The organism is Mesorhizobium onobrychidis (genome assembly GCF_024707545.1).
Taxonomy (GTDB): domain Bacteria; phylum Pseudomonadota; class Alphaproteobacteria; order Rhizobiales; family Rhizobiaceae; genus Mesorhizobium; species Mesorhizobium onobrychidis.
In genome coordinates this window covers 1,265,880-1,289,570 of the sequence record NZ_CP062229.1, presented here as the reverse complement: position 1 = coordinate 1,289,570, position 23,691 = coordinate 1,265,880, and the positions used below count along the sequence as shown (strand labels likewise).

Sequence of the window (23,691 nt, the reverse complement as noted above, 5' to 3'; positions counted from 1 at the left end):
CGCTCGCTCCGATGGTCGCCGAAGGCCGCCAGCGCATCGACAAATGGCTGTTCTTTTCGCGTGCGGTGAAATCGCGCTCGCTGGCAGCGAAGCTGGTGGTGGCCGGACGCGTCCGCATCAATCGCGACAAAGCAGCGCAGGCCTCCGATCTGGTCCGGGCCGGCGATGTCCTGACCATCACTCTCGAGCGGCGCATCTTCGTCTGGAAGGTGCTCGGCACGGGAAGCCGGCGCGGCCCTGCCGAAGAAGCGCGCATGCTCTACGAGGATATGTCGCCGCCGCCCGCGCCGAAGGGCGAGGCCGTTGCCGATGCGATTCCCGCGCTGCGCGATGCCGGCAGCGGCCGCCCGACCAAGAAGGAACGCCGGGAGACCGACCGGTTGTTCGGCGACGACTGACGCATAACCGGGTCTCGCCGCATCGCCCCTCTGGAATTCCATTCCGGAAACACCGGTATCGCGCGCAATGGCTGCCCTTGCAAGCGGCGGGCAAAGACGTTACCTCACCAAAAAAGCCTAACAAAAACGGGACGTCCCGGAGCCGACCGATGACCTATGTCGTGACCGACAATTGCATAAAATGCAAATACATGGACTGCATCGAGGTCTGTCCGGTCGACTGTTTCTACGAAGGCGAGAACATGCTCGTCATCCATCCCGACGAATGCATCGACTGCGGCGTCTGCGAACCGGAATGCCCGGCCGACGCGATCAAGCCCGACACCGAGCCGGGTCTCGACAAATGGCTGCAGATCAACACCGAATACGCTGATAAATGGCCCAACATCACCGCCAAGAAGGAGCCTCCGGCCGACGCCAAATCCTTCGATGGCGAGGCCGGCAAGTTTGAGAAATATTTCTCCCACGAGCCCGGCGAGGGCGACTGACAAGACCGCTGATTCAGCCAGCATAACGCCGCGTAAAAGGCATGGTACATTAACTGCCTTGACAGGCAGCGATAGCGCATGGCCTTCGCGCGTGCAGCAAAACCTTGATTCTTCCGACTTTTTGTGCTACATCAATCAAACATGCCGGTGACACAACGTCGATTTATGGCGCAAACGCCCCAAATCACTGAAAGGTGAATTTCTCAATCCGGACCAGAGTGATCTGGGGCAGGCGGTCGCAATTATGCGGTTTGCCAGCCTCGGCTTTTCCGGTGGGTTCGTAGTTGTGCGGCTAACGATCGGTTACCCGATCGCGCGAGTTCGGCCGGCAGAATGCCGGTACCACACCAAGGAGTTCATGGCGTAATGGCAACAATCACCCCGCAGAAGAAGTCCAGCGCAGCGCGTCACGGTTTTAAGACCGGCGAGTACATCGTCTATCCGGCGCATGGCGTCGGCCAGATCGTCTCGATCGATGAGCAGGAAGTTGCGGGCCACAAGCTGGAACTGTTCGTCATCGACTTCCAGAAGGACAAGATGCGTCTGAAAGTGCCGGTTGCCAAGGCGACCTCCATCGGCATGCGCAAGCTGTCGGAAGAGGATTATGTCGATCGCGCGCTGAAGGTCGTGCAGGGCCGCGCCCGCGTCAAGCGCACCATGTGGTCGCGCCGCGCCCAGGAATATGATGCGAAGATCAATTCCGGCGACCTGATCTCGATCTCCGAAGTGGTGCGCGACCTCTACCGCGCCGACAACCAGCCGGAGCAGTCCTATTCCGAGCGCCAGCTTTATGAGGCGGCACTCGACCGCATGGCGCGCGAGATCGCGGCCGTCAACCGCATGTCGGAAACCGAAGCGGTGCGCCTCATCGAGGTGAATCTCAACAAGGGTCCGAAGCGCGGCGCCAAGGCCGACAACGAAGAAGCCGAGCAGGAAGAAGCAGCCTGAGCGCTTCTCGCCTTCGAATTTGGAAAAACCCGGCCTCGCGCCGGGTTTTCTCTTTTTATGCATGTCGTTATCCCAAAACCGCTGCGCAGTTTTGGGCGACATGCATTAACCTTCGCCGCCGCCTTCCTTCTCTGCCTCCTGCTTCAGCGTCGCGATGAACCGCTTGGTCCGCTGGCGCTCCGGATTGCTGAACAGAACAGCGGCGGGGCCTTTCTCGACGATGGCGCCGGCGTCGAGGAACACCACCTCCTGCGCGATCTTGGAGGCGAGGCGCAGATCATGTGTCGCCATCACCATTGTGGTGCCCTCACGGGCGAGCTTACCGAGCACGTCGACCACCTCCTGAGCCAATTCCGGATCGAGCGCCGAGGTCGGCTCGTCGCACAGCAGCACTTTCGGCGATGGCGCCAGCGCCCGGGCAATCGCCACGCGTTGCTGCTGGCCGCCTGACAGCGTCGCCGGCCATGCATCGGCCTTGTGCGCCATCCCAACCTTTTCGAGCAGAGCGTTCGCCCGCTCGCGCGCTCGCTCGACCGGCCATTTCAGCACCGTCACCAGCCCCTCCATGACATTTTCGATTGCCGTGCGGTGCGGAAACAGCTGGAAATTCTGGAACACCATGCCGGTCTGCAGCCGCAGGCGCTGGATGGCCCTGCCGGAAACCTTGCTGCCGGGGTGGAATTCGAGCGCGTCGTCGCCGATGCGCACTGTGCCCGAAGTCGGGATCTCGAGCAGGTTGATGCAGCGCAGAAGCGTGCTTTTCCCGCCGCCCGAGGGACCGACAAGGGCGGTGACGCTGCCTTCCTCGATGGTGACCGTCACGCCCTTCAGCACAAGATTGTCGCCGAAGCGCTTCTCGATGTTAGTAAGACCGATCATGAGCGCGCCTCTAGGAAGCCGCCATAGCGGTTGAGCCGCTTTTCCAAGCGCGTCTGCAACGCCGACAGCACCGAGCTCAGCGCCAGATAGAGAGCCGCCGCCTCGACATAGAGGATCAGCGGCTCATAGGTGGTGGCGACGATGCGCTGCGCCGCCTGGAACATCTCCGGCACGGTGATGGCGGCGGCCAGCGATGTATCCTTGACCAGCGAGATGAAGGTGTTTGACAGCGGCGGCACCGCGACGCGGCCTGCTTGCGGAAGAATCGTGCGCCGCATCGCCTGGCCCCAGGTCATGCCGATCGAATAGGCCGCCTCCCACTGCCCCTTCGGCACAGAGCCTATGACGGCGCGGATGATCTCCGACGTATAGGCGCCGATGTTGAGCGTGAAGCCGATCAACGCAGCTGAAAAAGCGTCGAGCAGGATGCCGACCGAAGGCAGGCCGTAGAAGATCAGGAAGAGCTGTACCAGAAGCGGCGTGCCACGGAAGATCCAGACGTAGAAGCGGACCACGGCGACCAGCGGCTTCGGGCCGAACAGCCGGACGAGCGCTGCAACCAGTCCTACAAAGAGACCGAATGCGAACGACAGCAGCGTTAGCGGCACGGTGAAGATCAGCGCGGCCCATAGCAGCGTGGGCAACGAATCCAGCATCAGTTGCAGCCAGTGCGGCACGAAAACCCTCCTTGCGAGATTGCCGCCCAAAACCGCCCCGGCAGCATCGAGGCGCGATCATACGGTCGTCATATCACGCGAGAAGCGGCGGCCGTCAAAGACAGCTCGCCGCGATACTTGCCGTGCGGGCCGACAAACGGCTCGCTCCGTGAAATGCGCTTACTTCGAAACGTCCTGGCCGAAATAAGTGTCGGCGATCTTCTGGTAGGTGCCGTCGGCCTTGATATCGGCCAGCGCCTGATTGATGGCGGCGACCAGTTCCGGATCGCCCTTGCGCACGAGGACGCCGGAATAGTCGGCGTTTTCTTCCTGCGCGGCGATCTTCACATTGGCGTCGGGCTTGTGCTTCTTGAAATCGAGGAAGGACAGGCTGTCGTTGATGGTGGCGTCGGCGCGGCCGGTAAGAAGCAGCTGGATCGACTGGTCGAAACCATCGGTGCCGACGAGCTCGGCGCCGTTCGCTTCGGCGAGCTTGCCGAAATTCGAGGTCAGCGACTGCGCTGCCTTCTTGCCCTTGAGGTCGGCAAAGCTCTTGATTTCGGTATTGTCGCCCCGCACGATCAGCACCGCCTTGGAAGCGATATAGGAATCGGAGAAATCATACTTGGCCTTGCGCTCCTCGGTGATTCCGACCTGATTTATGACGGCGTCATAACGCTCGGCGTCGAGGCCGGCGATCAGCCCATCCCATTTGCCTTCGAGGAATTCGGCCTTGACGCCGAGGCGCTCGGCGATCGCCTTGGCGATCTCGACATCGAAGCCGACCAACGCGCCCGAGGCATCATGATAGGTGAAGGGGGCATAGGTACCTTCCGTGCCGACCTTGAAGACACCGGCCTGCTTGATCTGATCGAGATTGGCGCCGGCATGGCCTGATGTGACGGCCAGTACCTGCAGTGTTGCGGCGACGATAAGCGATTTGAGCCATTTCATTTTTCTGTGATCCCGTCATTGGCCGGCGTCCGGCGCATTTGTGAGCGCCGGAAACTGACAGATGCAGGCTGGCGAAATAAGGAACCAGATTTCAAAATGAGACGCTTTCGAAATCCGATTCTCAAAACCACATCGAGTCACGTCAACCGACCACGTAACGACCGCCGCAACGAGCTTTCGGCAGTGCAATCCACGCGACATCAGCGGCGGAACCAATCACCCGCGTGGCACGTTCTTGGCTGTTGTAGGGCGCGGCGTCGCCAATTCAACCACGATGCCAGCTCAGGGTTCGAGCGATCGCACCACAACGCCCGGAACAGGGAGCGTGGCATGATGGAAGATACGGCAGGGCGAACCATGGTCCGCGCGGCGATGAAAGCCCCCTATCTCGAGCGCGACGAAGAGCATCTTCTCGCGCTGCGCTGGAAGGAAGACAACGACCAGCAGGCGCTGCACCAAATCGCCATGGCACATATGCGTCTGGTCATTTCAATGGCCTCGAAATTCCGCCACTACGGTCTGCCGCTCGGCGATCTGGTCCAGGAAGGCCATGTCGGCCTGTTGGAGGCGGCGGCCCGTTTCGAACCGGAACGCGAGGTGCGGTTTTCGACCTACGCGACATGGTGGATTCGCGCCTCGATGCAGGACTATATCCTGCGCAACTGGTCGATCGTGCGTGGCGGCACCAGTTCGGCGCAAAAGGCGTTGTTCTTCAATTTGCGGCGCCTGCGCGCCCGCTTGGCGAACGGTGCCGAGCCGATCTCGAATACCTCGCTCTACCGCGAGGTGTCTGTCGCGCTCGGCGTCTCCGAGGCTGACGTGGCGATGATGGACTCCCGCCTTTCGGCACCGGATAGTTCGCTCAACCAGCCGCTCGCCGACGATGCGGGCGCCACCGAGCGAATGGATTTCCTGGTTTCGGACGATCCTTTGCCGGACGAGGTCGTGGGCGACACGATCGATGTCGAACGCCGCTCTGTCTGGCTGAAAACGGCGCTTGGCGCGCTCAATGCCCGCGAGCTCAGGATCATCGAGGAGCGCCGGCTGAGCGACGAGGGCGCGACGCTCGAAGCCCTCGGTGAGGCGCTCGGCATCTCCAAGGAACGCGTCCGCCAGATCGAGGCACGCGCCATGGAAAAGCTCAAGGTGGCGCTGGTGAAGCAAAACCCCGAGTTTCTGGCGACCGCCGCCTGACTCTTATTTGTCGGTGATGATCTTGACCTTGTCGCCGGCCGAAACGGCTGCGCCGGGCGACATCGCATTGAGCACCCTGAACAGGTCGAGCTTGCGGTCGACGCCGACCATCTGCGCGGCCAGCGAACCCATGGTCTGTCCGGGCCGCACCGTGACAACGCGGATATGCAGCGGCTTCAGCGCCGCTTTCTCGGCCGCGCTCAAGATACGGAAGGAGCCGCTGACCGAGCGCGCCACGGCACCCAGCGAGGCGCTGGCGGAAGGGGCAGCCGTCAACAGCCGGTAGACCTGGCCACCGGCGCGGATCACCGCGATGTCGAACTGCCAGCCCTCGGCGCTGGCATGCGCCGTCGCCGCCTCGTTGCCATTGATCGTTTCCTGGCGCACGCTGCTTTCGTCGAGACCGGCCACCCAGCCGCTGCGGATGTAGTCTGTCAGCGAGCGGCTCTTGTCGATCGAAACGCCGTCGAAGCGAACCGCTATGTCGCCTGGCCCGGTTGCCGTCACCGCCGCGGCCGAGTTGTCGATGATGAAGCCGTCGGGCACCGAAAACGACACACCGAGCCCTGGATGCAGGAAGGTTTCGCCACGCACATAGCCCTCCTCCGGCGTGTCGCCGTAGAGCAGGCCGTCTATGCCGGCGAGGAAGGCGTCGCGGTCGCGCGTGCCGACGCCGGGCGCGCCGAACTGACGGGCATGACGCTGCGCCAGGTCGATGCGTTGCGGCGTGTTGGGATGCGTCGCCAGGAAGTCGAGGCTGGCGTCGGTGGCGCCGCTGATCGAGCGGAAATCGGTGTAGGCCGACATCGACTGCAGGAAGCGGCCGGCGGCAAAGGGATCGAAGCCCGCCTCGCCGATCGACTTGATGCCGATGCCATCGGCCTCAAGCTCCTGATTGCGCGAGAACTGGGCAAGCCGCAGCCTGCCGCGGATCAGTGCCGCCTTGGCGGTTGGGCTGTCGCCGAGCACATCGGAGACGACCTTGGTTGCAAACCCTTCCTCAGCCTCGAGCTGCTGGCGCTGCAGGCCGTGGTTTGCAGTGACGTGGCCCATCTCATGCGCGATGACCGCGGCGAGCTCGGCCGAATCGTTGGCCAGTGCCAACAGGCCGCGCGTGATGTAGAGATAGCCGCCCGGCAGCGCGAAAGCATTGACGTTGGGCGAATTGAGAATGGTGATGCGGTAGGTCTGGCTCGGGTTGGCCGACACCACGGTCAGGCTGCCGACGACCTTGGCGACCATGCGCTCGAGCTTGGGATCGGAATATTCGCCGCCATAGGTGGCCAGGATCCGCGGGTGCTGCGCCTTCGCCATTTCGGCGAGCTTGCTGTTGGCGGCGACATTGTCGACCGTGATCGGTTTGCTGGAAGGTTGGAATCCGGATTCCTGGACGTCCGGAGGCGTGAACATCTGGCAGCTTGCCAGCGCCATGGCAAAGCCGGCCAGCGCGAGGAAGCGCGCCAGCGGTTTCCTTCTCACTCTGTCGGTGCCGGTCGGCAGAACAGCTTCCTTTCGGGTCTCAGCACATGGCCCCGAAAATCGGGCATCGATTTTCAGAAAGGATCATGCGCACAATCAACTGCCACAGCGTCCTTCGCGCCCACGAGCACGCATGGCACCGTAGTGGCAAATCACAACCTATGCCGGACCAATATCTGAGGACCTAGCCACACTACTTTGACCATGGCAAGCAAGCACCACATCGCCTGAAGCCGGTTTTGGCCGTAAATTATGTCCGCTTCCGGGCAACATCTCGTGATCCCGCGCCAAACGGACCTGCACCGATATAGCGCCGGAAGGCTTCCGGTCCAGCCTTGGTAAAAAAATCGGCGACAGTCCCGGTTGCGGCAACCGTGCCATTGTCCAGGAACACCATATCCTGGCCGATACGGTGGGCGTCCTCCGGCTGATGCGTAACGAACAGCACCGTCATGCGCCGCTCCGCATGGACGCCGGCTACCAGACCGAGCATGTCGTCGCGCAAGGCCGGTCCGAGTGAGGCGAACGGTTCGTCGAGCAAGAGCACCGGCCGGTCGCGCACCAGGACGCGGGCGAGTGCGACGCGCTGCCGCTCGCCACCGGAGAGTTCGTGCGGCAGGCGCTGTTGCTTGCCGGCAAGGCCGACGCGCTTGAGCGCCGCGGCGATTGCAGTGTGGTCGCCCTCGGTCAGCCTGAGCGACGGCGAGCGGCCAAGGCCGACATTTCGTTCGACCGAAAGATGGGCAAAGAGATTGTTTTCCTGGAACACCATCGACACTGGCCGCGCCGACGGCGGTTTGGCGCCGACATCGGCGCCGCCGATCAGCACGCGGCCCGATTGCGGCGTCTCGAAGCCGGCCACCAGATTGAGCAGTGTCGATTTTCCCGAACCGCTCGGCCCCATGATGGCGGTGATCTTCGAGGCGGCGAACTCGATATCGAATAAAAACGGCGCTTCGCCATAGCTGAACGAGACCTTTTCCAGCCGCACAGCCGTACCGCTTTCCGCGCTGTTGAGCATCATGATTTTTCCCCGCGCCCCAGCCAGTCAGCGGCCAGGACAAGCGCAAGACAAACCAGGCCGAGCAGCAACGCCAGGCCTGCGGCGTCCATCGTGCGGTAGCTGCCCATGCGCGCCAGCAAGAGGTAAGGCAGTGTCTGCAGGGAGTCGCTGCCGAACAGGGCAATGACGCCGAGATCGCCGAGCGACAAAGCCATGGCGAACGCGAAACCGGTGGCGAGCGGCCGCCGCAGCGACGGCCAGTCGACTAGCCGGAACCGGTTCCAGCCCGAAATGCCAAGCAGCAAACAGAGCCGTTCGTGGCGTTCGCTCGCCGCATCATAGCCGGGGCGAATGGCGCGGATGGCAAACGGCATCGCCATCACCGCATTGACGACGACGACCATCACAGGGGCGATGGCAAAGACGTCGCTGACGGTCCGCAGGAGCAGGAACCAGCCGGCGCCGATGACGATGGGCGGCACGACGAGGACGAAGCCGGCGCCGGTATCGGTGGCGTATTCGAGCAGCGTCCTGGCGCCGACGCGACGCCTCAAGGCCAGCGCCCGTCGTGCCATGACGAGCGACAGCGACAGCGCCACTGAAAGCAGCGCCGCCAGCAGGGCGAGCACGGCGCTGGTCAGCGTCGCCTGCCGCACCGCGATCTCGCCCGCCAGCCGGCCGAGATCGGCGCCAAGGCCTGACATCACCATGGCAGCCATCGGCCCGGCGACGAACAGCAATGCGAGAACGATCAATGCTGTGTTCAGCACGGTCTCGGCCGTGCCGGCCGAAAGATAGCGGCGCGGTGCCACCGGCAGATTGGCGTCGCCGACAGTGTTGGCACCAAGCCGCATCAATGCCAGCACAACGACGAAGGTCAGCGCGATCTGCAGCAGTGTCAGCGTCACCGCGCGGGCAGGGTCGAAATCGAAACGCAGTGCCTGGTAGATGGCGACCTCCAATGTCGTCGCACGCGGCCCGCCGCCCAGCGTGAGCACGATGGTAAAGGATGTGATGCAGAGCATGAAGACAAGCCCGGCGACGCCCGGCAACGCCGCGCGCAGCGTCGGCCATTCGATCAGCCGGAAGGCGGGTCTGGCGCCCATGCCGAGCTGGCTCGCCAGCCGCCACTGGTCGGCCGGCACTGTCGTCAGCGCTTCAAGTAACAGCCGCGTGGCCAGCGGCAGATTCAAGAAGACATGGGCGATGAGGATGCCGGACAGGCCGTATATGCCCGGCCAGCCCTGACCGCCAATCGCGGTGAGCACGCCGGCGAAATAGCCGGCACGGCCATAGAGAGCCAGAATGCCGAGTGCGGCGACGATGGCCGGCAGCGCAAGCGGCACGGCGAAGAGCTGCAGGATCAGGCCGCGACCAAAGAAGCGCGGATGCCGCGACAGCGCCCGCGCAACGAACAGCGCCGGCACGACGGAAAGCAGTGTCGACAGCAAAGCCTGCCACAGCGTGAAACGGGCGACGCGGAAGAGGTAGGAATCGAAGGCCGACATGGCGCCGGACGGGTCGCGGGCGCCTTCGACGATGAGCCCGGCGAACGCTCCGCCGATCAGCAGCGCAACAGCGGCAAGCGCGATGGTGCCGGCAGTGACGCGGGGATCGGCAGGATATCCGGTATGCATGCCGCCCTGCCTAGTTCAACGATCGTCGAAGCAGAAAATATGGCTGAGGTCGAGTTCCCGCCCACCCCCCTCTGTCCTGCCGGACATCTCCCCCTCAAGTGGGGAGATTGGCAGCTTCACCCTCGCCTCAATCTTTCGACTGTTGCGATTGGCGAAAGCGGAAGTGACATCCGATCTCCCCCCTTGAGGGGGAGATGTCCGGCAGGACAGAGGGGGGCGCCGTAGAGTAATCATCTTTCAATCACAAGCTACTTGCTCATCACCGACAGCCATTCGTCGACCCAGGCCTTGCGATTGGCGGCGACCTCTTCGGGGCTGAAAAGCAAAGTCTTGGTCGGCTTGACGAGCTTGTCGAAAGCCGGATTGAGCGGTTTGTCGGTCTTGCCGGCAGGGAACATCCAGTTGGTCTCGGGGATGACATCCTGGAATTTCGGTCCGGTCATGAAAGTCAGGAACTGTTTCGCCAACGGGTTCTTCGCGCCTGACGTGGTGATGCCGGCAACCTCAATCTGCAGATACTCGCCCTCCTCGAAGGACGCCGCCTGATAGCGTTCGGTGTTTTCGGCGACCATGTGATAGGCCGGTGAGGTGGTATAGGACAGCACCATCGGCGCCTCGCCCTTGGTGAACAGGCCATAGGCCTCGCTCCAGCCCGGCGTCACGGTGAGCACCTTTGCCCTAAGCTTTGCCCAGGCTTCCGGCGCCTTGTCGCCATAAACCGACCTCACCCACAACAACAAGCCGAGACCGGGCGTCGAGGTGCGCGGATCCTGGATGACGATCTTCTCATCGGCATTGCCCTCGACCAATTCCTTCAGGCTCTTCGGCGGCGTCTTCAGCTTTTCGGTGTCGTAGACGACGGCGAAATAGCCATAGTCGAACGGCACGAAAATATCGTCGCTCCAGCCGCCCGGCACATTGACGTCGATGACGGCACCATGCGGCGAAAACAGGCCGGTGGCCTTGGCTTCCGCAGTCAGGTTGGTGTCGAGGCCGAGCACGATGTCGGCCTTGGTCGCGGCCCCTTCCAGCTTGACGCGGTTGAGCAGGGCGACGCCGTCGGCGACCGCCACGAATTCGAGAGTACAGCCGCATTCGGCCTCGAAGGCCTTCTTCACCGCGGGGCCCGGACCCCAGTCGGCGGTGAAGCTCTCATAGGTGTAGACGGTGAGTTTTTCCTGCGCGGATGCCGGCCCGATGCCGGCGGGAACGGTCGCCGCAAGCAGCACTGCCGAAACAAGAGTGTATAAAAACGTGCGCATCGGCGCCTCCTTCGTTCGCGTTGAAAGGAATTGAGGCGTCGGGCTGTCCGAAACGTCTAATCCCTCCGCCGGTACAAACCGGATCAGGTTCAGCGGGTTGGCTTGGTTGCCTCTCAGCTGGTTCGCGAAGATCGCGTCCAGCACCCCGTTAGAGCGTTTCGACACATAGGCCCGGCCCAGTTGCGGCGCAAGCGGAAGTTTGCCGGGCATCCGGAACGCGGCCTTCCGTTTCGCAAGCAGGGCTGGTAAGGGCCACGCATATGAGCAAATTCACCATCCTGCTTGGCGGCGATCTAATCCGCACGCCGCTGCTCGACCGCCAGGTCGAAGGCTCCCGTGTCATCGCCGCCGACGCCGGCATGAGCCATGCCCGGACGCTGAGCCTGACGCCGGAACTCTGGGTCGGCGACTTCGATTCGGTGCCGGCGGATTTGCCGGGCGAGCTGGCCGCCGTGCCCCGCCAGGTGTTTCCGGCAGAAAAGGACAAGACCGACGGCGAACTGGCTATCGCCGCCGCGCTCGAACGCGGCGCAACCAGCCTCGTGCTCGCCGGCGCGTTCGGCGGCAAACGCACCGACCACGCCTTCCTGCACCTGGCGCTCAGTGTCCGACTGGCCGAGGCAGGGACGGAGGTGCTTTTGACCAGCGGCGCACAAGAAGGCACCCCCTTGCTTCGCGGAAAGGCCGGCTTCGACTACGCCGACGGCACGCTGTTTTCGATTCTCGGCTTTTCCGACCTTACCGGCCTGACCGTGACCGGCGCCAAATGGCCGCTGAACCATATCGAGATGGCGTTCGGTTCGTCGCTGACCATTTCCAACGAGGTCAAGGGCCGGCTGGAAATTGCGCTGGGCAGCGGCCGCGCGCTGTTGCTCGCCCACCCATTCCCCTTACCTGAAAGCTGACATGGCGCCGCCAGTTCTCAATCTCGACGGCATAAAACTGACCTTCGGTGGCACGCCGCTGCTCGACGGGGCGGAACTGACAGCGTCGGCGGGCGACAAGATCGCTTTGGTCGGCCGCAACGGCTCGGGCAAGTCGACGTTGCTCAAGATCGCTGCGGGATTGATCGAGCTGCAGGACGGCGAGGTGTTCCGCCAGCCTTCGGCGACAGTGCGCTACCTGCCGCAAATGCCCGACATGGATGGTTTCGCCAGCGTCCGCGCCTACGTCGAGGCGGGGCTCGGACCCGCCGACGATCCCTACCGCGCCACCTATCTGATGGAGCATCTCGGCCTGTCCGGCGAGGAACGGCCGAACGATCTCTCCGGCGGCGAGGCGCGCCGTGCCGCCCTTGCCCGCGTCATGGCGCCGGAGCCCGACATTCTCCTCCTCGATGAGCCGACCAACCATCTCGACCTGTCGGTCATCGAATGGCTGGAGGAGGAGCTTGCCCGCACGTCTTCGGCGCTGATCGTCATCTCGCACGACCGCCGCTTCCTCGAGCGCGTGTCGCGCGCCACCGTCTGGCTCGATCGCGGCCAGACCCGCAGGCTGGACAAGGGCTTTGGCCATTTCGAGGAATGGCGCGACACGGTGCTGGAAGAGGAAGAGCGCGAGCAGCACAAGCTTGGCCGCCAGATCGTGCGAGAGGAGCACTGGCTGCGCTACGGCGTGACTGCAAGGCGCAAGCGCAACATGCGCAGGCTCGGCGAACTGCAGACCATGCGCCAGCGCTTTCGTGGCCATCGCGGCGCCGAGGGTGCGGCGACCATGGTGGCCAGCGACGCCGCCGAATCCGGCAAGCTGGTGATCGAGGCCAAGAACATCGAGAAGAGCTTTGGCGACCTCACTGTGGTCAAGGGCTTCTCGACCCGCATCCAGCGCGGCGACCGCGTCGGCCTGGTCGGCCCGAACGGTGCCGGCAAGACGACACTGCTGAAGATGCTGACCGGCGAATTGAAGCCGGACGCAGGCACGGTGCGGCTCGGCACCAATCTGGAGATCGCTACGCTCGACCAGAAACGCGAGGCGGTCGATCCGCAAGAGACACTGGCGCAATACCTCACCGACGGGCGCGGCGAGAACCTCGTCATCAATGGCGAGCAGCGCCACGTCGTCTCCTACATGAAGGATTTCCTGTTCAAACCGGAACAGGCGCGCACGCCGGTGCGCGAGCTTTCGGGCGGCGAGCGGGCGCGGCTGCTGCTCGCCCGCGTGCTGGCGCGGCCGGCGAACCTGCTGGTGCTCGATGAGCCGACCAACGACCTCGACATGGAGACGCTGGAATTGCTGCAGGAACTGGTCGCCGGTTTTGCCGGTACGGTGATCCTGGTCAGCCACGACCGCGATTTCCTAGACCGCACCGTGACCAGCCTGATCGCGCCGGACGGCGGTGGCCGCTGGATCGAATATGCCGGCGGCTATTCCGACATGCTGGCGCAGCGCGGCGGCACCAGGCTGGACGACCGCGGGACGCGGCCGAAAGCCGAGATCAGCGAAGCGGCGGTGGCAGCCAGGACCGGAGCTGCTGCGCCGAAGGGCCCGGCGAAAAAACTTTCGTTCAAGCAAAAATTCGCGCTGGAATCGCTGCCGAAGAAGATCGAGGCGGTGAACGCCTCGATCTCACGGCTGGAGAACAACATTGCCGACCCGGCCTATTACGAGCGCGATCCGGCCTCGTTCCAGAAGACCATCGCCGCCCTCGACAAGGAGCGCGCCACGCTGGCAGCGCTCGAGGAGGAATGGCTGGAACTGGAGATGTTGCGCGAGGAGATGGAGGGGTAGACGCTTCGCCGTTGCTCCAATATGAAAATGCGCATATATTATGCGCATGCTGCGGGGGTATCATGCGAAAGATAGCTATGAATGCGGTTCGTCAGCCGGCAAATCTGTCGATCGACTCAAAGCTCATGAAGGAAGCCAAGGGACTCGATGTGAATGTCTCGCGCGCCGCCGAAGCCGGCATTGCGGAGGCAGTGGCCGCCGAAAAGACACGGCTGTGGAAGCTTGAGAACCGCGCAACGATAGATGCGTGGAACGAATATGTCGAAAAACACGGCATTCCACTGGCAGAACATCGGCAATTCTGATGGCGCGGTATGACGCCTTCGCAGCTAGCATTGAAGGCGGCTATCTCCTCGACGTCCAGGCCGATCTGCTCGACCATTTCAAGACCCGGGTGGTCGTCCCGCTTCTGCCGGTCGCGACGGCGCCATCGCCAATGCGAAAGCTTCATCCCATTTTCGAGATCAATGGGCGGAAATTGGTCATGGCTACCCATTTGATCGCCACGGTTGCAACGACTGAACTGGGCGAAAGCCGGCTGAATCTGACGAGGCATCACGACGACATCGTGGCCGCGCTCGACATGCTGTTCCAAGGCTTCTGAACCGTTGGGGAGTTAGGCTGGTTAGCCGGCCTCAGCCCGCCGTCTTTGTTTGCCAGGCCTTCAGCGCCTCGTCGAACACCTTCTCGCCGGGAATGCCCTTTTCCATGGTGAGCAGCGCCCGCCGTCCGGTCTTGTAGACCACCGGCACGTCGATCCAGTTCTGGCCCCGGAGCAGGGTCAGATTGGCGTCTTCGTCCGCCTTGGTGTCGTTGAGAGCGACCAGGAAGAAGCCGTCCGCGATTTTCGCCGGGATGCCGATCAGCGGGCTGCCGGCATCCTGTTCAGAGCCCTTCATGGCGACGCGCAGGATATTGTCGACGCCGCCGCCATCGAAACCATCGGGCGTCAGGAAAATCATCTCGATGATGTGGCTGGCCGGAAGCGTTTGGTCGGTGTTGCGGCGGATGGTCATGCGCAGCTGCACGTCCTTACCCGGAATGCTCGCCTCGGCGCGGATTGCCGGCTCCGGCGGCAGATTGCCGCCGGGCGATTCCTGCACCAGCGACCAGACGATGCTGCCGGACTCGGCCGACCCTTGGGCGGTGCTGGTGCGCTCCTCGTAGAAGATCGCCTTCTGGCCGACCGCCAGTGCGGTTTCCGCAGGCGCGGCTGTCGGCGCGGCCGGCGCAGCACCCGGGGCCGGCGCTGCCGGGGCGGCACCCGGGGCCGGCGCTGCCGGGGCGGCACCCGGGGCCGGCGCTGCCGGGGCGGCACCCGGGGCCGGCGCTGCCGGGGCGGTTGCGCTATCGGCCGGCGCCGCCGGCGCCGGCGTGGCGCCATCGGCAGGCGGTGTCGTGGGGGCAGCACCCGGCGTGGCGGGCGCAGTCGTGGCTGGCGTATCGCCGGCCGGCGCTGCAGGCGCAGGTGCGGCCGGCGGCGGCGTGGTCAGTGCTGCGACGGATTCGCCCTCTCCGATACCGCTTTGTCCTGAAGCGGGGCCGGGATCGACCTCACCGCCCTCGGGCGTCAGCCGCTGGGTGAACTTTGTGCCCTCGGCATCCGTTGGAGCCGCTGCTGCCGGAGGCCTTGCCGCGGCATCGGTAGCCGGCTCGGCCGGGGTCGGCTTCACCAACGGTTCGATGGTTGCGACCGTCGTGCTGTTGAGACCTAGCATGTTGCTGAACGCGTCCTTGTTCAGCCAGATGCCATAGCCGCCGCCGGCGACGACGAGCAAAGCGACGACAGCGGCGATCAGCCCGCCATAGCTGCGCCTACGCTCGGCAGGACGCAGACGCTGAAAGGTGTCCGGCGCCGGCTCCTCGTCGTTGGGAAAGACATCGTCTCTAAAGGTATCGCTCTTCTCGTCCTCCGCTGGAAGACCCGCGTCCGAAGGCACCGCATCGGTGTGCTCTGGAGGAGAAGCAACGGATGGCGGTTTTTGCCAATTCGGCGCGGCTTTGGCGGCAGGCGCCGGCTGCCATGCCGGCTCAGTCTTTACCGGCTGCCATGCCGGCTCAGTCTCTGCCGGCTGCCACGCCGGCTCGGTTTTTGCCGGCTGCCGAACATGGCTGGGTTGGTTCTTGTTGCGGTCGATGGAGGAGAAGATGTCTTCCAGCTCCGACAGCGGATCGGATACCGGCACACTCCTGGTATAATCCCGCTCGACGCTGGCGATGGCGTCTTCCAGGGTGCGCTTATGCTGGGCAACGACCGAAGGCGCCAGCGGCGGCGTGATCTTGGCCAGCTTGTCCGCGATCGTCGAACGGGCCTTGTCATAGACCCTCGCGCGTACCTCCGGCGACGGCTCGCCGAGACCATTGAGCGTCTTTTTCAGAGCACCAACAAAATCTGCCATGCTTCAGTCGACCTGCATTTCGTTTCTGGGCCGGCCCCCGCAAATCGGCCGCGATGCCCGGAACGGCTGAGAATCTAGTCTTGAAACGGATCGGTCACAAGTATTGTGTCGTCCCGTTCAGGGCTGGTGGAAAGGAGTGCGACCGGCGCGCCGATCAGCTCCTCGATGTGACGGACATATTTGACTGCCTGGGCCGGCAGATCGTTCCAGCTTCTGGCGCCGGCGGTGGTGCCTTTCCAGCCCTCCAGCGTCTCGTACACCGGTTCGACGCGCGCCTGCGCACCTTGGCTGGCCGGCAGATAATCGATCGCCTCGCCATCGAGGCGGTAGCCGGTGCAGACCTTGATCTCGTCCAGCCCGTCGAGCACATCGAGCTTGGTCAGCGCGATGCCCTTGATGCCGTTGACGGCAACGGCCTGGCGAACCAGCACGGCATCGAACCAGCCGCAGCGGCGCTTGCGGCCGGTGACGACGCCGAACTCGTGGCCGCGCGTGCCCAGGAACTCGCCGATCTCGTTCTTCTGTTCGGTCGGGAACGGACCTTCGCCGACACGCGTCGTATAGGCCTTGGTGATGCCGAGCACATAACCGATGGCACCCGGGCCGACACCGGATCCGGCGGCCGCTTGACCGGCGACCGTGTTGGACGAGGTGACGAATGGATAAGTGCCGTGGTCGATGTCGAGCAGCGTGCCTTGCGCGCCCTCGAACAGGATGCGTTCGCCGGCGCGGCGCTTGTCGTCGAGGATCTTCCAGACACGGTCCATATAGGGCAGGATCTCGTCGGCGACCGAAATCAGCTCACTCATGATGGCGTCATGCGTGACCTCGGCGTGACCGAGCCCACGGCGCAGCGCATTGTGATGCGTTAGCAGCCTGTCGACCTTCAAGGGCAGCGTTTCCAAATCCGCCAAGTCCATCACCCTGACCGCGCGCCGGCCCACCTTATCCTCATAAGCGGGGCCGATGCCGCGACGGGTCGTGCCGATCTTCGTTCCGGAATTGGAGGCGGCGTCTTCGCGGAATCCGTCCAGCTCCCGGTGCAAGGACAGGATAAGCGCGGTGTTTTCGGCTATTTTCAGGCGCTCGGGCGTCACATCGACGCCTTGCGCTTTCAATTTCGCCACTTCCGCGACGAAGGCGTGCGGGTCGAAGACGACGCCATTGCCGATGATGGACAGCTTGCCTTGTCGCACCACGCCGGACGGCAGCAGCGACAGCTTGTAGACCTTGCCGTCGACGACCAGCGTATGGCCGGCATTGTGGCCGCCCTGGAAGCGCACGACGACGTCAGCGCGTTCCGACAGCCAGTCAACGATCTTGCCTTTGCCCTCGTCGCCCCATTGCGAGCCGACGACCACCACATTGGCCATGTTTCTTTTCCCTTGAGGCGCCGCTCGGAGCGGCTTGAAATGGTTCGAAACGACAGGCTTCTATCGCATAGGCCCGAAAATCGGAATCGATTTCGGAAGCACGATGCGGACATTCAAGCCTTGAGACGCGTACTTTGTCCGTCCAAGTGGACGCACGTCGCTCTATAACGTCAAGACCCGGCGAGCGCGACCATTCTTTACCGCCGAAAGCGCCCTCAGGCACAACAATTTTCGCCTTTGACATCATTTACTTGCGCGAACCGCCACAATAGGTCGGCAAAGACCCTTCGCCTGCCCCTCCCCGGCTGGAATTTCGCGATGCATCGAACCGCCTATCTGTTCTTGCTGTTCACCACCTTGCTGTGGGGCGGCAACTCCGTGGCCGGCAAGCTGGCGGTCGACCACATTTCGCCGATGACGCTGGTCTTCCTGCGCTGGGTTCTGGCCGTTCTGATCATGCTGCCGATCGGCTGGCGAACGCTGCGCGAGGATTGGCCGGTGGTGCGCCAGCATTGGTTGCTGCTTGGCGGGCTCGGCGCTTGCGGCTTCACCTTCTTCAACGCGATCTTCTACACGGCGCTCAACTACACGACGGCGATCAACGTCTCGATCGAGCAGGCGGCGATCCCGATCGTGATCATCCTCGCCAATTTCGTGTTGTTTCGCCTGCGTGTGAACCGGGTGCAGATCGCCGGCGTCGTGCTGACGATCATCGGCGTCGCCCTGACCGCCAGCCATGGCGATCTGCGCCAGCTTCTCAAGCTGGATCTCAACTTCGGCGACGCCATTATGCTGATCGCGGTGCTTTGTTACAGTTTCTACTCGGTCGGGCTGCGGCTGAAGCCGGCCATACGCTGGCAAAGCCTGATGCTGGCGCTGTCGATTGCCGCACTTGTCACCTCGCTGCCTTTCTTCCTGTGGGAAGTGGCCGCCGGCAAGGTCATCGTCCCCGATGCGCGCGGCTGGGCGATAGCGTTCTACACCGCGATCGGCGCCTCAGTCGTCTCGCAGATTTTCTATATCAGGGGCAACGAACTGATCGGCGCCAACCGGGCCGGCCTGTTCATCAACCTGGTGCCGATCTTCGGCACGCTGCTGTCGGTGCTGATCGTCGGTGAGACATTCCAGCTCTATCAGGGTCTGGCCCTCGTGCTGGTGCTCGGCGGCATCAGCCTCGCCGAATACAGCGGAAGGAAGCTGGCGATTTAGCCGGCAGATGTTCGGGATCGGATCAGAATGGTGCAATCCAGAGCCCGTCGCAGCCATGATTGTCGAAACGCCCCGTGTGCTTGTGGAGCACGCGGGGCGCGCGGGCATGATTCAGGCGCCGCCCACATCGAAATGCAGCCGCTTGGCGGAGTCGATCGACTTGTGCGCCCGCACCTGTTCCAGCACGTTTTCCGGAAACGGCGCATCGAGATAGAGCAGCGCGATGGCATCGCCGCCAGGCCGGTTGCGGCCGAGCTGGAAGTTCGCGATGTTGACGCCGTTCTCGCCGCAGACCGTGCCGAGCAGACCGATGATGCCGGGCGCATCGGCATTCGTCGTGTAGAGCATGTGCTGGCCGACCTCGGCGTCTAGGTTGATGCCTTTGATTTGGATGAAGCGCGGCTTGCCGTCCGAAAAGCAGGTGCCGGCGATCGAACGCGTCCTATGCTCGGTCTTGACCGTCAACTTGATATAGCCGTCGAACACGCCGGATTTGTCGCGCTTGACCTCGGCGACGATGATGCCGCGCTCCTTCACCATGATCGGCGCCGACACCATGTTAACATCGGAGACCTGCGGCCGAATCAGTCCGGCAAGGGTGGCGCTGATCAGCGCGCGCGTGTTCATCGTCGCGGTCGAGCCGTCGAACAGGATCTCGACCTCCTTGATCGGATCCTCGGTGACCTGGCCGACAAAGGCGCCGAGCACTTCGGCCAGCTTGACGAAAGGCTTCAGGCGCGGCGCCTCTTCGGCGGTGATCGACGGCATGTTGATGGCGTTGGAAACGGCGCCCTTGATCAGATAGTCGGACATCTGCTCGGCGACGTGCAGGGCGACATTCTCTTGCGCCTCGGTGGTCGAAGCGCCGAGATGCGGCGTCACCACAACATTCTCCATGCCGAACAGTTCGTTCTGCTCGGCGGGTTCAACCTCGAACACATCGATGCCGACGCCTGCCACCTTGCCGCTTTTCAGCGCCGCGATCAGGTCGGCCTCGACGATCAGCCCGCCACGGGCGCAGTTGATGATGCGCACGCCGGTCTTCATTTTGGCGATCGCCGCGGCGTCGATGATGTTGCGCGTCTTGTCGGTCAACGGCGTGTGCAGGGTGATGAAATCGGCGCGGGTGAACAGCTCGTCCAGCTCGACCTTCTCGACGCCGAGTTCCTCGGCGCGACTGTCCGACAGGAACGGGTCGAAAGCGATGACATGCATCTTCAGGCCGACGCCGCGCGTGGCGACGATCGAGCCGATATTGCCGCAGCCGATGATGCCCAGTGTCTTGCCGGTGATCTCGATGCCCATGAAGCGGTTCTTTTCCCATTTGCCGGCATGGGTCGAGGCATTGGCTTCGGGTATCTGGCGGGCCAGCGCGAAGATCATGGCGACGGCATGCTCGGCGGTGGTGATCGAATTGCCGAAGGGCGTGTTCATCACGATGATGCCCTTGCGGCTCGCCGCCGGGATGTCGACATTGTCGACGCCGATGCCGGCGCGGCCGACGACCTTGAGTCTGGTGGCGGCGTTGATCAGCTTCTCGGTGACTTTGGTCGCCGAACGGATGGCGAGGCCGTCATACTGGCCGATCACTTCGAGCAGGTTTTCCTTGTCCTTGCCGAGGTCGGGCAGGTAGTCGACGTCGATGCCGCGATCCCTAAAGATCTGCACGGCAGTGGTGGAGAGTTTGTCTGAGACGAGAACGCGGGGCATTGGCTTGGTCCTTTGCGATTGGCGCCCCTCCCCTTGAGAGGAGGGTCGGCGCGAGCGCCGAGTGGGTCGTTGCGGCCGGACGCGGCCGATTCTTTTTGGATGGTGGGTCATTGAGCTGGGTGGAGGCGACCCCACCCGGCCCTTCGGGGCCACCCTCCCCTCAAGGGGGAGGGGTCAGGCGGCCGCCCTGAGCGACGCCTTCTGTGCGGCAAAGGCCCAGTCGAGCCACGGCAGCAGCGCTTCGAGGTCGGGCGTCTCGACCGTCGCGCCGCACCAGATGCGCAGGCCGGGCGGCGCGTCGCGATAGGCGCCGATATCATAGGCGACGCCTTCCTCGTCGAGCGCCGAGACAATCGCCTTGGCGAAGGCCGCCTGTCCGTCGGCGTCGAGTGCCGCGACATCCGGGTCGGTGAAGGAAAGACAGACGGACGTGTTCGACCGCGTCGCCGGGTCGGTCGCCAGATGGCCGAGCCATGCGGATTTATCGACGAAACCATCGAGAACGGCGGCATTGGCGTCGGCGCGGGCAATCAATGCGTCGAGCCCGCCGATCGACTTCGCCCAACGCAGCGCGTCGAGATAATCCTCGACGCACAGCATCGATGGCGTGTTGATGGTCTCGCCCTTGAAGATGCCTTCGATGAGCTTGCCGCCCGAGGTGAGGCGGAAGATTTTCGGCAGCGGCCAGGCCGGCTTGTAGCTTTCCAGCCGCTCGACGGCGCGCGGGCTGAGGATCAGCATGCCGTGCGCACCTTCGCCGCCCAGCACCTTCTGCCAGGAGAAGGTGACGACATCGAGCTTCTGGAAATCGAGCTTTTGCGCAAAGGCCGCCGAGGTCGCGTCGCAGATGGTCAGGCCCTTGCGGCTGGCCGGGATGAAATCGCCGTTCGGCACACGCACGCCTGATGTCGTGCCGTTCCAGGTGAAGACGACATCGCGGTTGAAGTCGATTTTTGCCAGATCCGGCAGCGCGCCGTAACCGGCTTCGATCCTGCGCACGTCGGCGAGCTTCAGCTGCTTGACCACGTCGGTGACCCAGCCGGAGCCGAAACTCTCCCAGGCGACCATGTCGACGCCGCGTTCGCCGAGCAGCGACCACAGCGCCATTTCGACCGCGCCGGTGTCCGACGCCGGCACGATGCCGATGCGGTAATCTGCGGGAATCTGGAGGACCTCTCGCGTCAGCTCGATCGCCTGTTCGAGCTTGGTCTTGCCGATCTTGGCGCGGTGCGAGCGTCCGAGCGCGGCATTGGCCAGCGCCTCGACCGACCAGCCGGGACGTTTTGCGCAGGGACCTGAAGAAAAATTGGGATTTTCCGGACGGAGTCCGGGCTTCGTATGCGTCGTCATCGTGGTCTATCCTTCCAGATAGTGGCCCCTCGTTGGGGAGGGGTGGCCCACGGACGGCGATATGCGTTCAGGCTTCCGGCGTCAAGGGGAAAGTTTTTGTCGCTGGCAGGATACTGCCGCGTCCTCACCGAAAAACAGAACGACGGACCGAAGTCCGCCGCTGGCATTTCCGAGGCTTTCGCCATGCCTACCAGAGATCGTAGCGCAGCCCGACCTTGACTTGGTGGTTATTGATGCCTTTGCGGGTCGGATAAGAAGTCAGGCTCTCAGCAGTCCCATATTCTGCGTCAGGTGCGGAAAAATACTGATAGCCGAGATCGATGGAGACGTTCTTGCTCACTTGGTAGGCAAGGCCGGCATTCAGCGTATAGGCGAAAGAGTACTGGGTCTTGTCGTCATCCCGGACGAAATCGTCGGCGGGGTTGCCGTTGTTTGTGAAGTGGTCCGCCGAGAGGCGGCGATTGCTCTGGACAATACCGATGCCGGCGCCGAGATAGGGCGTGATCCCGACATAGGTGCCAAGGTCGACATACCCGTTGAGCATGCCCGAGAAGGCATAGTTTTCCAGGTCCGCCGACGCCACGGTCGCTCCGTTGTCATAGCTGACGCTGATCTCGTTGCCGGGCAGATAGCCGAGATTGAGATCGGCGCGCAGATAATCGTTGAAATGGTAGCCGAAGCCGATGCTGGCGAAGATGCGATCTTCTTCTTCTTCGAAGTCCGCTGGCGCGAAGGCGAAGTCCTCATTGTCGAAGCTCTTTTCCGGCAAATAGGCGACATCGCCGCGCAGATACCATCCCGAACCGACTTCGACCGGCACATAGTCCGGCGCCTGGTCGACATAGATCGGCGGATCGTAGTCGGCGCCAAGCGCTTGAGACAGCGGCATCAGGGCGATTGCTGCAAGCGCCAGCGCTATGCGCGATTTGACTGTCATTGATCCCGGCTCCCGAAGGTGGCGCCATTCGCGATCGCGAGCGCCGTTTCATGAGGCATTGTTAACCATAGTGGTTAAGTGGCGGTTAAGGATAACAGCGCGTTAGCGAATTGATTTTGATGCGCTTTCCCGACACAACGAAAACCGCCCGGCTTTTGCCGGGCGGTCTGCAAACCTGCTCTCGAAGTGATTACTTGGTGTAGACCGGTTCGGGTTCGTAGGCGATCGGCACCGGCTGGGCGCAGTCCGAGTTGCCGAACTGGTAGCGCAGGCCGCCGCGCACTTCGTGCGTGTTGATGCCCTCGTCATGGCCAGGACCGACATCGCTGTCGAAGTCGAACATCTTACCGCCTTCGATATGGCTGAAGCGGTAGCCGACATCGAGCTTGACCCGATCGGTCAAGCAGTAGGATGCGCCCGCCATGGCGGCATAGGCAAAACGCCAACCCTTGCCGCCATTGTGGGAGAATTCGCCGTCTTCAATGGTGTTGTGAAGCTTATCCCACTTGACCCAGGCGCCGCCGATGCCGGCGCCGACATAGGGCGTGATGCCGTGCCAGGTGCCGATATCGACATAGGCGTTGGCGAGCAGCAGCAGCGCGGTATAGGACGAGGTGTCGGTCGAAGTACAGGGATCTCCATCGAGGCAGATGCCGGTGGTCGAGCCGCGGAATTCGGATTTGCTCATCCAGTCCGCGGTCAGGTCGGTGCGGAAATGCTGGTTGATCTGGTAACCGACGCCGGCACCGGCCGAGAAGGCGCCGTCCAGCTCGCCGCTGTCAAAGCGGCCGGTGCCTGGATCCGGCCCGTAGGTGATGTAGTCGCCGCCGCGAAACTCCGACCAGTGATAGTCGATATCGCCGCGAATGTACCAGCCGCCATATTCGACTGGCTGCTCGTAGACGGGCAGCGGCGGGGCCGGTTCGACCACGGGCGGCTCGACGAAGTCGGCGGCGAACACTGGTCCGGCCACGCCGGCGAACAGCGCCGCAAAGAGGACCGTTCTTGCTGTATTGAACATGCTTGTCACCCCTGAGAACCCTCGGCACAGCGAACGCGTCCGAATCTGATTGGCTTCAGTCGTGGAT

The 23,691-nt window shown here is 63.2% G+C and carries 22 protein-coding genes and 1 riboswitch; of the genes, 9 read left to right on the top strand and 13 right to left on the bottom strand.

Features of this window, described 5'->3' with window-relative positions; genetic code table 11:
* Positions 1-11: 11 nt before the first annotated feature.
* From IHQ72_RS06210 to IHQ72_RS06200, 3 genes are all read left to right on the top strand, one after another.
* Positions 12-398 (top strand): RNA-binding S4 domain-containing protein, encoded by a 387-nt coding sequence (locus IHQ72_RS06210; RefSeq protein WP_258121632.1) that lies wholly within the window; start codon positions 12-14, stop codon positions 396-398.
* A gap of 149 nt (positions 399-547) precedes the next feature.
* Complete coding sequence (fdxA, locus tag IHQ72_RS06205; RefSeq protein WP_258121631.1) at positions 548-886, top strand: ferredoxin FdxA; 339 nt, start codon at positions 548-550, stop codon at positions 884-886.
* A 366-nt stretch (positions 887-1,252) separates the two neighbouring features.
* Entirely contained in the window at positions 1,253-1,834 is a 582-nt protein-coding gene (locus IHQ72_RS06200; protein ID WP_027152934.1) for a CarD family transcriptional regulator, read from the top strand.
* 105 nt (positions 1,835-1,939) lie between these two features.
* On the opposite strand, the gene IHQ72_RS06195 is transcribed toward IHQ72_RS06200, so the two are convergent.
* The 3 genes from IHQ72_RS06195 to IHQ72_RS06185 form a co-directional block, all read right to left on the bottom strand.
* The gene (locus IHQ72_RS06195) at positions 1,940-2,713 is read right to left on the bottom strand and encodes an amino acid ABC transporter ATP-binding protein (protein ID WP_258121630.1); all 774 of its coding nucleotides are present in this window, start codon (positions 2,711-2,713) and stop codon (positions 1,940-1,942) included.
* Positions 2,710-3,390 (bottom strand): amino acid ABC transporter permease, encoded by a 681-nt coding sequence (locus IHQ72_RS06190; protein ID WP_023803896.1) that lies wholly within the window; start codon positions 3,388-3,390, stop codon positions 2,710-2,712. Before IHQ72_RS06190 ends, IHQ72_RS06195 begins: the two co-directional genes overlap by 4 nt.
* A 159-nt stretch (positions 3,391-3,549) precedes the next feature.
* Complete coding sequence (locus IHQ72_RS06185) at positions 3,550-4,323, bottom strand: amino acid ABC transporter substrate-binding protein (protein WP_258121629.1); 774 nt, start codon at positions 4,321-4,323, stop codon at positions 3,550-3,552.
* Positions 4,324-4,653: 330 nt separating this feature from the next.
* On the opposite strand from IHQ72_RS06185, the gene IHQ72_RS06180 reads away from it, so the two are divergent.
* Entirely contained in the window at positions 4,654-5,517 is an 864-nt protein-coding gene (locus tag IHQ72_RS06180) for an RNA polymerase factor sigma-32 (protein ID WP_192360880.1), read from the top strand.
* A gap of 3 nt (positions 5,518-5,520) precedes the next feature.
* Here the strand turns inward: IHQ72_RS06180 and IHQ72_RS06175 are convergent, their stop codons facing one another.
* From IHQ72_RS06175 to thiB, 4 genes are all read right to left on the bottom strand, one after another.
* Positions 5,521-6,948 carry a M48 family metalloprotease gene (locus tag IHQ72_RS06175; protein ID WP_258123749.1) on the bottom strand — a complete coding sequence of 476 codons (1,428 nt, stop codon included), beginning with the start codon at positions 6,946-6,948 and terminating at the stop codon, positions 5,521-5,523.
* Between the two features lie 298 nt (positions 6,949-7,246).
* On the bottom strand, positions 7,247-8,017 hold the full coding sequence (thiQ, locus tag IHQ72_RS06170) for a thiamine ABC transporter ATP-binding protein (RefSeq protein WP_374120383.1): 771 nt from the start codon (positions 8,015-8,017) through the stop codon (positions 7,247-7,249).
* Positions 8,017-9,636 (bottom strand): thiamine/thiamine pyrophosphate ABC transporter permease, encoded by a 1,620-nt coding sequence (gene thiP / locus IHQ72_RS06165; protein ID WP_258121627.1) that lies wholly within the window; start codon positions 9,634-9,636, stop codon positions 8,017-8,019. Before thiP ends, thiQ begins: the two co-directional genes overlap by 1 nt.
* Positions 9,637-9,884: 248 nt before the next feature.
* Positions 9,885-10,898, bottom strand: a complete 1,014-nt coding sequence (gene thiB / locus IHQ72_RS06160; RefSeq protein WP_258121626.1) for a thiamine ABC transporter substrate binding subunit — start codon at positions 10,896-10,898, stop codon at positions 9,885-9,887.
* 43 nt (positions 10,899-10,941) lie between these two features.
* A riboswitch (TPP riboswitch) is annotated at positions 10,942-11,056 on the bottom strand.
* Positions 11,057-11,158: 102 nt separating this feature from the next.
* Between thiB and IHQ72_RS06155 the strand changes: the two genes are divergently transcribed.
* The 4 genes from IHQ72_RS06155 (at position 11,159) to IHQ72_RS06140 (ending at position 14,229) form a co-directional block, all read left to right on the top strand.
* Positions 11,159-11,803 carry a thiamine diphosphokinase gene (locus tag IHQ72_RS06155; RefSeq protein WP_258121625.1) on the top strand — a complete coding sequence of 215 codons (645 nt, stop codon included), beginning with the start codon at positions 11,159-11,161 and terminating at the stop codon, positions 11,801-11,803.
* A 1-nt stretch (position 11,804) separates the two neighbouring features.
* On the top strand, positions 11,805-13,625 hold the full coding sequence (locus tag IHQ72_RS06150) for an ABC-F family ATP-binding cassette domain-containing protein (protein WP_258121624.1): 1,821 nt from the start codon (positions 11,805-11,807) through the stop codon (positions 13,623-13,625).
* Between the two features lie 62 nt (positions 13,626-13,687).
* Positions 13,688-13,930 carry a type II toxin-antitoxin system CcdA family antitoxin gene (locus tag IHQ72_RS06145; protein WP_258121622.1) on the top strand — a complete coding sequence of 81 codons (243 nt, stop codon included), beginning with the start codon at positions 13,688-13,690 and terminating at the stop codon, positions 13,928-13,930.
* On the top strand, positions 13,930-14,229 hold the full coding sequence (locus tag IHQ72_RS06140; protein WP_258121621.1) for a CcdB family protein: 300 nt from the start codon (positions 13,930-13,932) through the stop codon (positions 14,227-14,229). Before IHQ72_RS06145 ends, IHQ72_RS06140 begins: the two co-directional genes overlap by 1 nt.
* 31 nt (positions 14,230-14,260) lie before the next feature.
* Here the strand turns inward: IHQ72_RS06140 and IHQ72_RS06135 are convergent, their stop codons facing one another.
* A complete protein-coding gene (locus IHQ72_RS06135) occupies positions 14,261-16,024 on the bottom strand; it encodes a hypothetical protein (RefSeq protein WP_258121620.1) in 1,764 nt (587 codons plus the stop codon).
* Positions 16,025-16,098: 74 nt separating this feature from the next.
* The gene (locus tag IHQ72_RS06130) at positions 16,099-17,397 is read right to left on the bottom strand and encodes an adenylosuccinate synthase (RefSeq protein WP_258121619.1); all 1,299 of its coding nucleotides are present in this window, start codon (positions 17,395-17,397) and stop codon (positions 16,099-16,101) included.
* Between the two features lie 318 nt (positions 17,398-17,715).
* On the opposite strand from IHQ72_RS06130, the gene IHQ72_RS06125 reads away from it, so the two are divergent.
* The gene (locus tag IHQ72_RS06125) at positions 17,716-18,606 is read left to right on the top strand and encodes a DMT family transporter (RefSeq protein WP_258121618.1); all 891 of its coding nucleotides are present in this window, start codon (positions 17,716-17,718) and stop codon (positions 18,604-18,606) included.
* 111 nt (positions 18,607-18,717) lie between these two features.
* On the opposite strand, the gene serA is transcribed toward IHQ72_RS06125, so the two are convergent.
* From serA to IHQ72_RS06105, 4 genes are all read right to left on the bottom strand, one after another.
* On the bottom strand, positions 18,718-20,316 hold the full coding sequence (gene serA / locus IHQ72_RS06120) for a phosphoglycerate dehydrogenase (protein ID WP_258121617.1): 1,599 nt from the start codon (positions 20,314-20,316) through the stop codon (positions 18,718-18,720).
* A gap of 174 nt (positions 20,317-20,490) precedes the next feature.
* Positions 20,491-21,666, bottom strand: a complete 1,176-nt coding sequence (locus IHQ72_RS06115) for a phosphoserine transaminase (RefSeq protein WP_258121616.1) — start codon at positions 21,664-21,666, stop codon at positions 20,491-20,493.
* Between the two features lie 187 nt (positions 21,667-21,853).
* A complete protein-coding gene (locus IHQ72_RS06110) occupies positions 21,854-22,603 on the bottom strand; it encodes an outer membrane protein (RefSeq protein ID WP_258121615.1) in 750 nt (249 codons plus the stop codon).
* Between the two features lie 190 nt (positions 22,604-22,793).
* Complete coding sequence (locus tag IHQ72_RS06105; protein WP_258121614.1) at positions 22,794-23,624, bottom strand: outer membrane protein; 831 nt, start codon at positions 23,622-23,624, stop codon at positions 22,794-22,796.
* Positions 23,625-23,691 lie beyond the last annotated feature (67 nt).

Excerpts from the sequence above, each read along its gene's own strand:
- IHQ72_RS06210 (WP_258121632.1), top strand. The coding sequence starts at position 12 with ATGGTCGCCGAAGGCCGCCAGCGCATCGACAAATGGCTGTTCTTTTCG.
- fdxA (WP_258121631.1), top strand. The coding sequence starts at position 548 with ATGACCTATGTCGTGACCGACAATTGCATAAAATGCAAATACATGGAC.
- IHQ72_RS06200 (WP_027152934.1), top strand. The coding sequence starts at position 1,253 with ATGGCAACAATCACCCCGCAGAAGAAGTCCAGCGCAGCGCGTCACGGT.
- IHQ72_RS06195 (WP_258121630.1), bottom strand. The coding sequence starts at position 2,713 with ATGATCGGTCTTACTAACATCGAGAAGCGCTTCGGCGACAATCTTGTG.
- IHQ72_RS06185 (WP_258121629.1), bottom strand. The coding sequence starts at position 4,323 with ATGAAATGGCTCAAATCGCTTATCGTCGCCGCAACACTGCAGGTACTG.
- IHQ72_RS06180 (WP_192360880.1), top strand. The coding sequence starts at position 4,654 with ATGATGGAAGATACGGCAGGGCGAACCATGGTCCGCGCGGCGATGAAA.
- IHQ72_RS06175 (WP_258123749.1), bottom strand. The coding sequence starts at position 6,948 with ATGGCGCTGGCAAGCTGCCAGATGTTCACGCCTCCGGACGTCCAGGAA.
- thiQ (WP_374120383.1), bottom strand. The coding sequence starts at position 8,017 with ATGCTCAACAGCGCGGAAAGCGGTACGGCTGTGCGGCTGGAAAAGGTC.
- thiP (WP_258121627.1), bottom strand. The coding sequence starts at position 9,636 with ATGCATACCGGATATCCTGCCGATCCCCGCGTCACTGCCGGCACCATC.
- thiB (WP_258121626.1), bottom strand. The coding sequence starts at position 10,898 with ATGCGCACGTTTTTATACACTCTTGTTTCGGCAGTGCTGCTTGCGGCG.
- IHQ72_RS06155 (WP_258121625.1), top strand. The coding sequence starts at position 11,159 with ATGAGCAAATTCACCATCCTGCTTGGCGGCGATCTAATCCGCACGCCG.
- IHQ72_RS06150 (WP_258121624.1), top strand. The coding sequence starts at position 11,805 with ATGGCGCCGCCAGTTCTCAATCTCGACGGCATAAAACTGACCTTCGGT.
- IHQ72_RS06145 (WP_258121622.1), top strand. The coding sequence starts at position 13,688 with ATGCGAAAGATAGCTATGAATGCGGTTCGTCAGCCGGCAAATCTGTCG.
- IHQ72_RS06140 (WP_258121621.1), top strand. The coding sequence starts at position 13,930 with ATGGCGCGGTATGACGCCTTCGCAGCTAGCATTGAAGGCGGCTATCTC.
- IHQ72_RS06135 (WP_258121620.1), bottom strand. The coding sequence starts at position 16,024 with ATGGCAGATTTTGTTGGTGCTCTGAAAAAGACGCTCAATGGTCTCGGC.
- IHQ72_RS06130 (WP_258121619.1), bottom strand. The coding sequence starts at position 17,397 with ATGGCCAATGTGGTGGTCGTCGGCTCGCAATGGGGCGACGAGGGCAAA.
- IHQ72_RS06125 (WP_258121618.1), top strand. The coding sequence starts at position 17,716 with ATGCATCGAACCGCCTATCTGTTCTTGCTGTTCACCACCTTGCTGTGG.
- serA (WP_258121617.1), bottom strand. The coding sequence starts at position 20,316 with ATGCCCCGCGTTCTCGTCTCAGACAAACTCTCCACCACTGCCGTGCAG.
- IHQ72_RS06115 (WP_258121616.1), bottom strand. The coding sequence starts at position 21,666 with ATGACGACGCATACGAAGCCCGGACTCCGTCCGGAAAATCCCAATTTT.
- IHQ72_RS06110 (WP_258121615.1), bottom strand. The coding sequence starts at position 22,603 with ATGACAGTCAAATCGCGCATAGCGCTGGCGCTTGCAGCAATCGCCCTG.
- IHQ72_RS06105 (WP_258121614.1), bottom strand. The coding sequence starts at position 23,624 with ATGTTCAATACAGCAAGAACGGTCCTCTTTGCGGCGCTGTTCGCCGGC.